Source organism: Zemynaea arenosa (assembly GCF_004614185.1).
Classification (GTDB): domain Bacteria; phylum Pseudomonadota; class Gammaproteobacteria; order Burkholderiales; family Burkholderiaceae_D; genus Telluria; species Telluria arenosa.
The window spans coordinates 33877-46217 of the sequence record NZ_SPVF01000015.1; the positions used below are offsets into that span (position 1 = coordinate 33877).

A 12341-nucleotide genomic window follows, 5' to 3' on the forward strand; every position below is an offset into this window, starting at 1 on the left:
GGCCTTAACCGTTCATTTCCTTGCGCAGGAAGGCTTCGAACATCAGGGTGGTCCAGATCGGGGCCGAGTAGTCGCGGCGGCCCGACTGGTGCATCTCCACCATCTCATGCAGGAACTTCTTGTTGAAGATGCCGGTGTCGGCCAGCAGGGGGCCGAGCAGCGCTTCGCGCACGCGCTCCTTGAGCGGGCCGCGGAACCAGCTCTCCAGCGGCACTGCGAAGCCCTGCTTGCGGCGGTACAGGATGTCGTGCGGCAGATGCTTTTCCAGTGCCTTCTTGAAGATGTACTTGCCCTCGCCGCCGCGCAGCTTCATGTCCGGAGGCAGGCTGGAGATCCACTCGACCAGCTTGTGGTCCAGCAGCGGCACGCGCACTTCCAGCGCATGCGCCATCGAGGCGCGGTCCACCTTGGTCAGGATGTCGCCCGGCAGGTAGGTCTTCATGTCCAGGTACTGGATCAGCGAGAGCGGGTCGTCAGTGGGCGCCTGCTGCTCATGGCGGCGCATCACGTCGATGGCCTTGTAGCCCTGGAGCTGGGTGCGGAAGCCGTCCGAGAACAGCTGCTGGCGCATGGCGTCCGTCATGATCGAGACGCCGTGGAAGTAGCCCTCCACCAGGTCGCGCGACAGGGCTTCGAAGGTGCTCTTGGCACGGAACACGCGCGGCGCCCAATCGGCCTTGGGGTACAGGCGGCCCAGGGTGCCGAAGACGGGCTTGCGCAGCGCGCTCGGGATGCGGCCGCGCACACTGTGCTCGGCCATCGCGAAGCGGTAGCGGCGGTAGCCGGCCAGGTTCTCGTCGCCGCCGTCGCCGGACAGGGCCACCGTCACGCGCTTGCGCGCCAGCTGGCACACGCGGTAGGTCGGGATGGCGGAGCTGTCGGCATACGGCTCGTCATACAGGTGCGAGAGCGTGTCCAGCAGCGCGTAGTCGTCGGTGTCGACGGTCTCGGTGTAGTGGTCGGTCTGGTACTGGCGCGCGACCTGCTGGGCGTATTCCGATTCGTCGTACTTCTTGTCGTTGAAGGCGATCGAGCAGGTGTTCACCGGGCCGTCGGCCAGGCCGGCCATCATCGCCACCACGGCGCTGGAATCCACGCCGCCGGACAGGAAGGCGCCCAGCGGCACCTCGGCCACCAGGCGGATCTTGACCGCTTCGCGCAGGCGGGTGATCAGCTCTTCCTCCGCATCCTGCATGGTGATGGCGGTATCGAGCTTGAAGGGCACGTCCCAGAACTGCTCCGGCTGCGCCAGCGGCTGGCCCACGTTCTGCAGCAGGCGGAAGCCCGGCGACAGCTTGTAGGCGCTCTTGTAGATGGTGCGCGGCTCAGGGATGTAGCCGTAGGCGAAGTACTCTTCCACGGCACAGGGGTCGATCGCGCGCGGGAGATTCGGCAGCGCGCGCAGCGACTTAAGCTCCGAGCCGAAGGCCAGGAAGCCATCCGGCAGCAGCGTGTAGAACATCGGCTTCACGCCCAGGCGGTCGCGCGCGAGGAACAGCTGGCGGCGGTTGCGGTCGAACAGGCCGAAGGCGAACATGCCGCGGAAGTGGTGCACGCAGTCGACGCCCCACTCTTCCCAGGCGTGCACGATCACTTCGGTGTCCGACTTGGTCTTGAAGGTATGGCCCAGTTCCTTGAGCTGCGCGGTGAGCTCGCGGTAGTTGTAGATCTCGCCGTTGTAGCAGACCGTGATGCTGCCGTCCTCGTTGGACAGCGGCTGCTGGCCGGCCGCGATGTCGATCACGGACAGGCGGGTGTGGCCGAACGCCATGCCCGGCTCGGTGTAGACATCGTCTTCGTCCGGGCCGCGGTGGCGCTGGGTCGCGTTCATGCGGCGCACCAGCGCCGGGTCGATGTCGCGCTGGCCGCGCGTATCAAAAATACCGACTATTCCACACATGATTTGGCGGGCTTTCTCAATGGGGTTTTGCGTTCGCAGAGCGTGTCGTAGAGCGACTGGTAAGCCGCCACCATCGCGCCCATGCTGTACTTGCGCAGGACGCGTTCGCGCCCTGCGGTGCCGACCCGCGCTGCATGCGCGGCGTCCAGCACAAAGGGTTCCAGGGCCGCGGCCAGCGCCGCGGGATCGGACGGCGGCACCAGCGTGCCGGTCACGCCGTCCTCGATGACTTCCGGGATGCCGCCCACGCGGGTGCCGACCACCGGCAGCGCGGTGGCCATCGCTTCCAGCGCTGCTCCGGGCGTGCCCTCGGCGATGGAGGACATGGCAAACACACGGAAGGTGCGCAGGATGTCGGCGACATCGGTGCGGGTGCCGGGCAGCCAGACGGCGTCCGCCACGCCCGCATCGGCGGCGCGGGCGCGCAGCTGGTTCAGCACCGGGCCGTCGCCGATGATGGCCAGGCGCAGGCGCTCGCGCAGCTGCGGCTGGCGTTCACGCAGCAGCAGGAAGGCGTCCAGCAGCGCGGCGTGGTTCTTGACCTGCTCCACCCGGCCCACGGTGCCGATCACGATGGGTGCGCCCTCCTCGTCCGGACCGTCCTTGGCGCGGAAGCGGTCGGCGTCGATGCCGTTGGAGAGCAGGCAGCTCTTCTCGTCCGAGACCTTGATGGTGGCGCGCAGCCAGTCCAGCATGGCGCCGGAATTGGCGTAGCAGCAGTCGTAGAACGGCACCATCGCGCGGCGCAGCGCGTTGTGTTTGGGGTTCAGGCCATGCGGATCGGCGGCGTCGCGGCCGTGCGAGCCGTGCACGCGCACCGGCACGCCCGCCAGCAGGGCCACCGGGCCGTACTCGACGGCGGCCAGGTTATAGGCATGCAGCACCGTGGGGCGCAAGCGGCGCAGCGCGCGGTACAGGGCCGCGTGCGTCGACAGCGCCAGCCCGGCGGGCTTGTGCAGCTCGACGATCTGCACGCCTTCGCGCCGGATCTTGCGCGCGAAGTCGGGGTTCGACCGGGTCAGGCAGATGACGGCGTGGCGGTAGGCGCCGGCCGGCATGCGGTTGATGCGTTCGACCAGCAGCGACTCCAGCCCACCGAACGACAATGCGTGGGTGAGGTGGACGACGAGCGGCGGCTGGTCCATGGCGTCGCTCACGGCCGGCCCTGCGCCAGCTGGGCGTCGAGCGTGGCCTCGATCGCCGGCAGGCTGGCGGCGGCGAAGGCGTGCAGCGTGGCGCGCGCGGGCTCCGGCTTGTCGTCGAAGGGCGCGTACAGCAGCACCGCGGCGCCGTCGTCGCGGCCATGCAGCAGTTTCTCGCGCACCTGCAGCAGCTTGCCCTTGGCGTCGCTGGTGGTGGTGGCGCCGCCGACCCAGTACCAGGACCACACCAGCAGGCGGCGCGTGCCGTCCGAGAGCACGGTCTCGCGCACCTGCAGCGCGCGGCCGCCGATGTTTTCGGTGCGGACGGCCTGGCGCACCTGGGTGTAGCTGCCCTTGTCGCGCGCCAGCACGTTGACCGAGGAGACCAGCTTGGACCCGGTCTGCTGCTGGTTGCGGTAGTAGTAGACCAGCACGCCCGCCTGCTCGGTGCCGGCGCGGTAGCTGCGCGCCACCTCGGCGCTCGGCGCCACGAATTGCGGGGTCCAGTCAGTGAAGGTGGGGACAGTCTGCCAGCTGGACAGCGCCAGCGCTGAGAGGTCCGGCTTGGCGGGATTGAACTGGCTGGTCTCGGCATGCTTCGCCCACGCGGGCCACAGGCCGATGACGACGGCCACGCTGGCCAGCATGGCCAGCACGGGCTTGGTCAGCACCGTGCGGTCCGCGCGTTCCGGCACCGCGGGCGGCGTGGGCTTGCCCGGCGTGCGGTCCTCGCGCCAGTAGCTGCCGATCCAGAACAGCAGGAACATCACGAGGCCAAAGAACACCCAGCCATAGATGATGTGGTCCACGCCCACCGCCAGCGTCATGCCGGACAGGTGGCCGATGATGACGATCATGTAGGCGCGCAGGCCGTTGGCGAGAATCGGCACCACCACGGACAGGCCGATGAACACCGCCTGGCGCAGGCGCGAACGGAAGCTCAGGTAGGCGTACAGGCAGCCCAGCGTGACCGAGGAAATCAGGTAGCGCACCCCGGAACAGGCTTCCACCACCGACCAGTTCCCGGTCGGGATGGTGAAGGAATTCCCTTCGCGCAGGACGGGGATGCCGGTGGCGACCAGCGCATCGACCGTGAAGTTGGCGGTGATCTGGATCAGCGGCGGCACGAACACTTCGCCGAACGGCACGCCGAACAGAATGAAGACCAGTGGGAACAGCAGGGCGCGCGCAATCTGGCGGCCCAGCACCGCCAGCACCGTCAGCGGCAGCATGGCCGCGAACATGTACTGGCGCGCGACGGCGACTTCGCCGAGGTCCGCGATCAGCCAGCCCGCCCCGCACAGGGCCAGCGCGGCCAGCGCGGGCCAGAACGGCTTGACCGGCAGCTGGCGCAGCGTGTCGCGGCGCTGCCAGATGAGCCAGAGGCTGATCGGCATGATCACCCAGCCGTGCGCGAAGGTCTCGGAGCGGTCCCACACCGACACGATGGACGCGGCGGTGCTGAAGTAGACCAGCACCGGCACCAGCAGCGCGCCGATGAGCAGGAGGAAGGCCGGCACGCCGCTGTCGGCACCGGCCGCGCGCGCAGGCGCAGGCGGCGGCGTTTCAAGGAGGGTCTGGTCAGCCTGCAGCATGGGATTCGGACTCCAGCAGGGTTTGCACGCGCGCGAGGTGGCTGCTCCAGCCATAGCGCGTTTCGACGGTGTCGCGGGCCGCGTGGCCGATGGCGGCATCCGGCGCGTCCAGCGCGGCAATGACCTGGGCGGCAAAGCTGCCCGCGTCCTCGGCCAGCAGCACTTCGCGGCCGGGTGCGGCCTCGATGCCTTCCAGCGCCTGCGGCGATACCACCACGGTCTTGGCCATGGCCATCGCTTCCAGCACCTTGTTCTGGATGCCGCGCGCGATGCGCAGCGGGGCCACCGACAGCGCGGCGTGGGCGACGTAGGGGCGCACGTCCGGCACGGTGCCGGTCACCTTCACGCCCGGCAGGGAGGCCAGGGCCTGCACGTCCGCCGCTGGACGGGCGCCGACGATATAGAAGCTCGCCTGCGGATGGCGCGCGCGCACGGCGGGCAGGATCTCGTTGGCGAACCATTGCACCGCGTCGACGTTGGGCCAGTAGTCCATCGCGCCGCAGAACACCAGCGCCTGTTCGCCCTCGGCGTACGGGTTGGCGTAGGTGCGCGCGGGCGAGAAGAACTCGGTGTCGACGCCGTTACTGAAGTGGCCCGTCTTGGCGGCGCTTTCCGGCGCCAGGCTGCGGAACAGCTCCGCCTCCGGTGCGGACACGAACAGCGAGGCGTCGCACGTCTGCGCGATGTGGCGCTCATAGGCCAGCAGGTGCTTCGCCTCGTGGCGGTACAACCAGCTCATGGGCCAGGACTTCTTGTCCGCGTACTGGCGCCACTTGTCCGAGTCCACATCGCAGAAGTCGACCACGCGGCGCGTGTTCACCAGCGGTTCGGCGTACTGCGCCATCGGCGAGGAGAACACCACCACCCGGCTGATCGGCTGGCGCGCCATTACCTCGCGCACCCAGTTGTGCATCTGGGTGTCGTTGTAATAGTCGAGGGAGAGCGAGCGCTTGCCGAACAGCGCTTTCAAACTGCGGATGCGGGCCTTGGTCGGATTGAGGGCGCCGAAGTACGACAGCGTGCACATGGCCTGCACATGCGGCACGTACTGCCAGTCATCCGGGTCGTCGACGAAGGTCGCCAGGAAGATGTTGTAGTGCTGCGCCAGGTGCCGGAGCAGATGGTACGAGCGGATCTTGTCGCCCTTGTTCGGCGGGTAGGGGATCCGGTGGATCAGGAGCAGCAGGTTGTCCACGGCGTCAGCCCAGGTCCTTGACGATGAAAGGTCCGAGGAAGTTCGCCACCGGCAGCGGAAGCTTCTTCCACATCTTGATGAACAGCTGGTACTTGGGGTTGAGCGGATTGTTATCCGGAAGCTCGGTCCCCTTGATCAACTTGTACTCGTAGGGCAGCGGCGCGGCGGTAAAGCCCCAGTTCTTCTTGAAGTCGAAAGCGCCGGTGCCGGCCTTGCTGCGGCCGAAGTCGAACATGCGGCAGCCCTTGTTGGCGGCGTACTCCATCAGGTTCCAGTACATGAAGTCATTGCCCGCCACCTGGCGCGCGAGGTCCATGCCGCCGCCGTAGTACGGAATCACTTCGTCGCGGAAGTAGAACGACAGGACGGCCGCCACCAGCTGGCCGTCGGCCGTGGTGATCACGCGCACTTCGCACTGCTCGCCAAAGACCTCCTTCAGCAGCGCGAAGTACTTCTTCGGGAACACCGGGGTTCCGAGGCGGTGCACGCTGGTCGCGTATGCGGTGAACAGGCGGTCGACGTGGTCGTCGATGTGGCCCTGGAGACCCAGCTTGATGCCCTTGCGGACCATCGCGCGCTGCTTGCGCGGGATGGCGTTCATGTTGGCCTCGTGGTCCGCCGTGATCTCCTTGCGGAAGGTGTAGTACAGGTCCTTCACATGGAACGAGGGATCGTTCGGGTGCGCGGGCGTCATCACGCGGTATTCGAGGTGGCCGGCGCCCAGGTCGTGGGCGAGCTTCTCGGCGGCCGCTTCCAGCGTGGCGCGCGCGGCGTCGGTACTGGCGGCGACGCCGCCGTACACGCAGAACGGCAGGGCGCCCAGGAAGTGGCCGAACAAACGGCTCTTGATTTCGCCGAGCGGCAGCACGCCGGTGATGGCGCCGTTCTGCTCGACGTAGTAGAACCAGGTCTTGTGGCCAAAGGATTCCTCGACCACGCGCTGCCAGCCGGCCTTGTGGAAGAAGTTGGCCTGCGGGCAGGCGTCCACGAACGCGTCCCAGCGGGCGTGGTCGCCCGGCTGCAGCAGCTTGAGGACGGGCTTGGCCGCTTCGGCCGCCGCGGCGAGATCGACGGCGCGCTTTTCCGCCGCCGCTTCGATGATGGAGCTCATTTGCCAGCTCCGTTCAGGAAAATATTGTCCATGCGGTCCCACGCGAAGTCGCGCGTCAGGGCGCGAATGCGGTCTTCCATGCGGCCGATGTTGACGTAATGGCGGAAGCGCGTCTTCAGGCCCAGGCCTGCGGGGCGCGGCTGCTCCGTGTCGATCTCCCACGGGTGGAAGTAGAACACGGCGGCCTGGCCATCCTGCTGGTTCACGCGGTTCATCATCCAGCGCGAGAGCGGGTAAGGCAGCAGGCGGAAATAGCCGCCGCCCGCCGCGGGCAGGTTCTTCTGGCCGACGCGGATGGTAGTCACCGGCACCTCCAGCAGGCCATCCGGCCCATTCGGGCGGAAAGCGAAGCGCGGGGCTTCCGGCATGCCGTAGTGATCATGCGCGATCGGGTAGATCGAGGAGCTGTACTTGTAGCCGGCTTCCTGCAGCGCATCGAGGGCCCACAGGTTCTGCGCGCCGATCGAGAACGACGGGGCGCGGTAGCCCAGCACCTGCTGGCCGCTCAAATCTTCCAGCAGCGCCTTGCTGCTCTTGATGTCCTGGTCGAATTCCGCGCGGTCCTGGTCGGAGGCGCGCAGGTGGCCGTAGCCGTGGCTGGCCAGTTCGTGCCCGCCCGCGGCGATGCGGCGCACCACCTGCGGGTAGCGCTCCGCGATCCAGCCGAGCGTGAAGAACGTGGCCTTCACATTCGCGGCATCCAGGATGCCGAGAATGCGGTCCATGTTGCGCTCGACGCGGCACTCGCGCTCGGGCCAGCTGTCGCGCGAAATGTGCGGCGCGAAGGCCGAGACCTGGAAGTAGTCTTCCACGTCGCAGGTCATCGCATTCCGGATGCGCACCTTCATGTCCATGACGGGGACTCCGTTCAGGCAGCGGCGATGGTGCAGCCGCGCTGCATCCACGCCAGCACTTCGGCGGCGATGCGCTCGGAGGCGCGGCCATCCCAGAACTGCGGCACGCGGCCGGCCTTGCCGCCGTTGGCCATGACATCCTCGTACGCGGCCATGATCTTTTGCGGATCCTGGCCGGCGATGGTGTTGGTGCCTTCGTCCACCGTGATCGGGCGCTCGGTGTTGTTGCGCAGGGTGATGCAGGGCGTGCCCAGCGCGGTGGTCTCTTCCTGGATGCCGCCGGAGTCGGTCAGCACGACGCGCGCGTCCTTCATCAGGCCGAGCATCTCCAGGTAGCCCATCGGCGGCAGCAGCAGTACATCGGAACGGTCGACCAGGTGCGACAGGCCGAACTTGTCGATCATGCCGCGGGTACGCGGGTGCACCGGGAAGATGATCGGCGTGCGCTCGGCGATTTTCGCGGCCGTTTCCAGCAGCGCCTTGAGCACGGCCGGGTCGTCGACGTTGGACGGGCGGTGCAGCGTGAGCACGGCGTAGCCAGCCTTCCCCTTCAGGAAATCGGGGCGTCCATGGTCCGCACAGATCTGCGTCGTCGGCACCGCGCGCTCCAGGTTGCGGCGCAGGGTGTCGATCATTACGTTGCCGACGAAGTGGATACGGCCATCCGCGATCCCTTCGCGCAGCAGGTTGGCCTTACCCGATTCCTCGGTGGTGAACAGCAGGTCCGAGATCTGGTCGGTCAGCACGCGGTTGATCTCTTCCGGCATGGCGCGGTCGCCGCTGCGCAGGCCTGCTTCCACGTGGATGACGGGCACGCCCTTCTTGGTCGCGACCAGCGCGCAGGCGATGGTGGAATTCACGTCGCCGACCACCAGCACGGCGGTCGGCTGGACCTCGTCCAGCGCCGGTTCGAACTTCTTCATCACGTCCGCGGTCTGCACGGCGTGCGAGCCGGAGCCCACTTCCAGGTTGATGTCCGGGTCGGGAATGCCGAGGGCCTGGAAGTACTGGTGGTTCATGGCCACGTCGTAGTGCTGGCCAGTGTGGACCAGCTTCACGTCCACCTTCGGCTGCAGGGCGGAGAAGGCGGCCATGATCGGCGCCATCTTCATGAAGTTCGGGCGTGCGCCGACGACGCACAGGAGGCTGAAATTGTTCTCGTTATTCATGATGGTCGTGCGGGATGTTCGAGTTCGGGTTGGTGCCGACGATTTTTTTCAGGATGGCGAGCACGGAGACAATCGACTTCTCCAGGCGCACCATGCGCTCGTCCATGACGGTGGGTTCGGGCGCTGCCTGCAGGGCCGCCAGTTCGTGCGGTTCCAGCGCAGCCACCTGCAGGGTCGGCGCGGCCTCGGCGGCATCCTTGCCGGGCACCACGTACTCCTGCTCGATGTCGCGGATCACGTCGGCGACCTGCTCCTCGCTGAAAGCGTGCAGCTCTTCCAGGTAGCCATTGAGCAGCAAGCGGTCGCACAGCGTATTGACCTTGCGCGGGATGCCGCCCGTGTATTCGTGTATGGCGTCGTAGGCGCCCTGGGTGAAGGACGGGTCGCCCTTCCAGCCCACGGTGCTCAAACGGTGCTCGATGTAGGCGCGGGTTTCGCCCGCATCCATCGGGCCCAGATGGTAGGTCGCGATCACGCGCTGGCGCAGCTGCGCCATGCTGGCACTGTGCAGGGTGCCGCGGAACTCGGGCTGGCCCAGCAGGAAGGTCTGGAGCAGCGACTTGTCGTCGGTCTGGAAGTTGGACAGCATGCGCAGTTCCTCGACCGCGCGCGGGGTCAGATTCTGCGCTTCGTCCACCACCAGCAGGGCGCGCTTGCCCTGCTGGTCGCAGGAGCGCAGGAACTGCTCCAGACGGGTCAGCAGCGCGGTCTTGCTGGCGTCTTCGTACGGCAGGCCGAAGGCGGCGACCACGGTGCGCAGCGTGTCCTCGGAGTTGAGGTGGGTGTTGACCACGTGCGCGGCCACGATCTGCTCGGACTCCAGCTGCTTGAACAGGTTGCGCACCAGGGTGGTCTTGCCCGCGCCGACTTCACCGGTGATGACGATGAAGCCCTCGCCCTGCGACAGGCCGTACTCCAGGTAGGCCATGGCGCGCTTGTGGCCCTTGGACCCGAAGAAGAAGTTGGGATCGGGCCTCAGCCGGAAAGGCTTGGCGCTGAGACCATAATAGGTTTCGTACATCGTCGTATTCCTGAAGCGTCCTGGAGGTCGTCAGAGCTGCAGCGAGAGCGCTGCCGCTACGGCGTTTTCGGTGTAGTCGCGGGCGCCGCCGCCGAGGGTGCCGATCACGTGGCGCACCTCGACCGATCCGCGCAGCTTGGGTTTGAACTGGCTGGACATCCCGAGGCGCACGGCGCGGTTCTTGTCGTCGCGTTCCACGGTGAGGGACTTGGTGCGGCTGGCGGTCAGGCCCAGGTTGACGGCGCTACGGGCGTTGAGCTGCCAGTTCCACATGCCGGTCAAGCCCTGCATGCGGGTGTCGTCATTGGTGTTGTCGCGCACGGAACCGAGCAGCGCGCTGTCCGATTCGATCGCGGACAGCGCGTGGCGGCGGGTATCGACCGCGGTCACCACCACGCTGGAACGGGCCGCACGCCAGGCCGCCGAGGCCTGAAATTCCTTCTGCAGGATGTAGCGGTTGGACAGGTAGCTGATGCTGTCGGTGAGCGAGGGAGGCAGGCCGGTGGCCTTGATGTAGGCCTGCACGGCGGCGGCGCGCTGCGCGGCATCCGGAATCTGGGAGCGGAACAGGTTGTCCAGCAGCGCGGCGGTGTCGAAGGCAGCGGGCAGCGTCATCTGCGAGCGCATGGTCGTCACTTCTTCCGAGTAGCCGATGTTCCACGAGGTCTGGCGGCTGCGGTGCAGGGCCGAGAGCTCGTAGGTCTTGCCGAAGAAGCGGTGGCCGAAGCTGGCCTTGACCGCGGTGCGGGTGCTCGGCACCCAGCTGAAGCCGGTGCTCCAGAAGGCGCCGGTGGTGTCGCCGCCAGGCCCCGCGAAGCTGTACTTGTCGTAGCCGCCGGAGCCGGTCAGGCTGAAGGTGCGGCTGGCGGACCAGCTGAGGTTCACGCTCTCGGTGGTGCTGCTGCTCTTGCCGGCCTTGTCGTCGTCGATGACCTGGCGCGAGCCCTGCGCGCTCCAGCCGAAGCGGGTGAAACTGGGGCCGCTGGCCAGCGAGAAGGAGGCGGTGTCGCCGCCGCTCTGGCCGAAGCCGACCTGGCGCCCGCCGCCCACGTGGTCGTGCACGTAGCGCAGCTGGCCGGTGGCGAAGGCGCCGAAGCGGTGCACCACGTAGGGCGACAGGCGCCAGGTGCGGATCTCGGTGCGGTTGGCGGAGGCGTAGGGATTGTCGTTGATCTGCTGGCCGAACGGCGACACAGCCTGCTGGCCGATGGTGCCGCCGGCGTCGAAGAACAGCAGGTCGTCCACCAGGATGCTGTGCAGGTCCGCGTTGAGCTGGTTGGAGTGGTTCTGCACCCCGTCATGCTCGTCGCTGGACTTGAAGTAGCGGTAGGCATATTCGGCGCGCATCTTCAGGCGCCGGCTGTTGCTGTACAGGCCGATGCTGGGCGCGATCTCGGTGACCCAGGCGGAGCGCCGGGCGTCATCGTTTTGCAAGGAGACGTTGTCGGTCCAGGTCTCGCGCACTTCGACCGAGGGCAGCACCTTGACTTCCGCGCGGGCGGCCGGCGCGAGCGCGCACAGCGCCAGCACCGCCAGGGCGATGGGCGCGCGCTGCAGCCTCGCGGACGCCGGTCCGCGCGAATCAGCCATAGTGGTAGTCATAGGTTTCGGTACCGGGGAACTCGCGCGTCTTGTTGTAGATGAGGTTGACGTTGGCGAGGCCCTCGAGCTGGCGCAGCGAGTCCTTGACGGCGTGCTGGGTGGTGCGTTCGGCTTCCACCACCACGCAGATCTGGCCCATGTGGGCGGCCAGCACGTGCGCTTCGGAGGTCAGCAGCAGCGGCGGCGAATCGAAGATCACGATCCGGTCCGGGTAACGGTTGGCGATCTCGTACACCAGGTGGCTCATGGCCTGGGAGGCCAGCAGTTCGGTGGCGCGCGGGTTGCTGGTGCCGGCGGGCAGCAGGGTCAAGGTGTTGACGTTGGTGCGCAGCATGACATCCGCCATGTCCAGCTTGTCGTCGAGCAGGATATCCATCAGGCCGCGCTGGGCCGGCAGGCCGAGGGTGCGCAGCACGGACGGGCGGGCCACGTCGGCGTCGACCAGCAGCACGCGGGTGTCCAGTTCCATGGCGATGCTCATGGCCAGGTTGATCGCGCAGAAGGTCTTGCCTTCCCCTGGCAGCGAGCTGGTCACCATGATCAGGTTGGCCGGCGGATTCTTCGGGTCACGCGCGGCCTGGGCGCGCTTGAGCAGCGGGCGCTTGATGATGCGGAAGTCCTCGACCAGCGGGGTCCGGCCGCCGGCGGCGGTGACCAGGCCCATCTCCTGCATGCGGACCAGGTCGAGCTCGACCGAGCGGGTGGTAATGCGGGCGGCCGGGACCGGCGCGGTGGCCGGCGCAGCCACAGCC

At 67.5% G+C, this 12341-nt stretch carries 10 protein-coding genes; all 10 read right to left on the reverse strand.

The annotated features are described in order from the left end of the window. Positions 1 to 4 precede the first annotated feature (4 nt). From E4L96_RS01305 to E4L96_RS01350, 10 genes are read right to left on the reverse strand one after another with little or no spacing between them, the layout of a single operon-like run. Positions 5 to 1900: an XrtA/PEP-CTERM system amidotransferase gene (locus E4L96_RS01305; protein WP_135205435.1), complete on the reverse strand. Its 1896-nt coding sequence runs from the start codon at positions 1898 to 1900 to the stop codon at positions 5 to 7. Continuing rightward, on the reverse strand, positions 1888 to 3057 hold the full coding sequence (locus tag E4L96_RS01310; protein WP_229414174.1) for a glycosyltransferase: 1170 nt from the start codon (positions 3055 to 3057) through the stop codon (positions 1888 to 1890). The genes E4L96_RS01305 and E4L96_RS01310 overlap by 13 nt, the downstream gene beginning before the upstream one ends. Further along, positions 3054 to 4637 carry an exosortase A gene (gene xrtA / locus E4L96_RS01315; RefSeq protein WP_135205436.1) on the reverse strand — a complete coding sequence of 528 codons (1584 nt, stop codon included), beginning with the start codon at positions 4635 to 4637 and terminating at the stop codon, positions 3054 to 3056. Before xrtA ends, E4L96_RS01310 begins: the two co-directional genes overlap by 4 nt. Further along, positions 4624 to 5832: a TIGR03087 family PEP-CTERM/XrtA system glycosyltransferase gene (locus E4L96_RS01320; protein WP_135205437.1), complete on the reverse strand. Its 1209-nt coding sequence runs from the start codon at positions 5830 to 5832 to the stop codon at positions 4624 to 4626. The genes xrtA and E4L96_RS01320 overlap by 14 nt, the downstream gene beginning before the upstream one ends. A 4-nt stretch (positions 5833 to 5836) precedes the next feature. Next, complete coding sequence (locus E4L96_RS01325; protein WP_135205438.1) at positions 5837 to 6943, reverse strand: FemAB family XrtA/PEP-CTERM system-associated protein; 1107 nt, start codon at positions 6941 to 6943, stop codon at positions 5837 to 5839. Further along, positions 6940 to 7791 (reverse strand): XrtA system polysaccharide deacetylase, encoded by an 852-nt coding sequence (locus E4L96_RS01330; RefSeq protein WP_135205446.1) that lies wholly within the window; start codon positions 7789 to 7791, stop codon positions 6940 to 6942. Before E4L96_RS01330 ends, E4L96_RS01325 begins: the two co-directional genes overlap by 4 nt. Positions 7792 to 7811: 20 nt before the next feature. Beyond that, positions 7812 to 8966 carry a non-hydrolyzing UDP-N-acetylglucosamine 2-epimerase gene (gene wecB / locus E4L96_RS01335; protein WP_135205439.1) on the reverse strand — a complete coding sequence of 385 codons (1155 nt, stop codon included), beginning with the start codon at positions 8964 to 8966 and terminating at the stop codon, positions 7812 to 7814. Then, the gene (locus E4L96_RS01340) at positions 8959 to 9987 is read right to left on the reverse strand and encodes an XrtA/PEP-CTERM system-associated ATPase (RefSeq protein WP_135205440.1); all 1029 of its coding nucleotides are present in this window, start codon (positions 9985 to 9987) and stop codon (positions 8959 to 8961) included. The genes wecB and E4L96_RS01340 overlap by 8 nt, the downstream gene beginning before the upstream one ends. 30 nt (positions 9988 to 10017) lie before the next feature. Continuing rightward, positions 10018 to 11577 (reverse strand): TIGR03016 family PEP-CTERM system-associated outer membrane protein, encoded by a 1560-nt coding sequence (locus tag E4L96_RS01345; RefSeq protein ID WP_167758563.1) that lies wholly within the window; start codon positions 11575 to 11577, stop codon positions 10018 to 10020. Further along, entirely contained in the window at positions 11570 to 12337 is a 768-nt protein-coding gene (locus tag E4L96_RS01350; RefSeq protein ID WP_229414175.1) for an XrtA-associated tyrosine autokinase, read from the reverse strand. The genes E4L96_RS01345 and E4L96_RS01350 overlap by 8 nt, the downstream gene beginning before the upstream one ends. Positions 12338 to 12341 lie beyond the last annotated feature (4 nt).

Excerpts from the sequence above, each read along its gene's own strand:
- wecB (WP_135205439.1), bottom strand. The coding sequence starts at position 8,966 with ATGAATAACGAGAACAATTTCAGCCTCCTGTGCGTCGTCGGCGCACGC.
- E4L96_RS01325 (WP_135205438.1), bottom strand. The coding sequence starts at position 6,943 with ATGAGCTCCATCATCGAAGCGGCGGCGGAAAAGCGCGCCGTCGATCTC.
- E4L96_RS01340 (WP_135205440.1), bottom strand. The coding sequence starts at position 9,987 with ATGTACGAAACCTATTATGGTCTCAGCGCCAAGCCTTTCCGGCTGAGG.
- E4L96_RS01330 (WP_135205446.1), bottom strand. The coding sequence starts at position 7,791 with ATGAAGGTGCGCATCCGGAATGCGATGACCTGCGACGTGGAAGACTAC.
- xrtA (WP_135205436.1), bottom strand. The coding sequence starts at position 4,637 with ATGCTGCAGGCTGACCAGACCCTCCTTGAAACGCCGCCGCCTGCGCCT.
- E4L96_RS01345 (WP_167758563.1), bottom strand. The coding sequence starts at position 11,577 with ATGGCTGATTCGCGCGGACCGGCGTCCGCGAGGCTGCAGCGCGCGCCC.
- E4L96_RS01305 (WP_135205435.1), bottom strand. The coding sequence starts at position 1,900 with ATGTGTGGAATAGTCGGTATTTTTGATACGCGCGGCCAGCGCGACATC.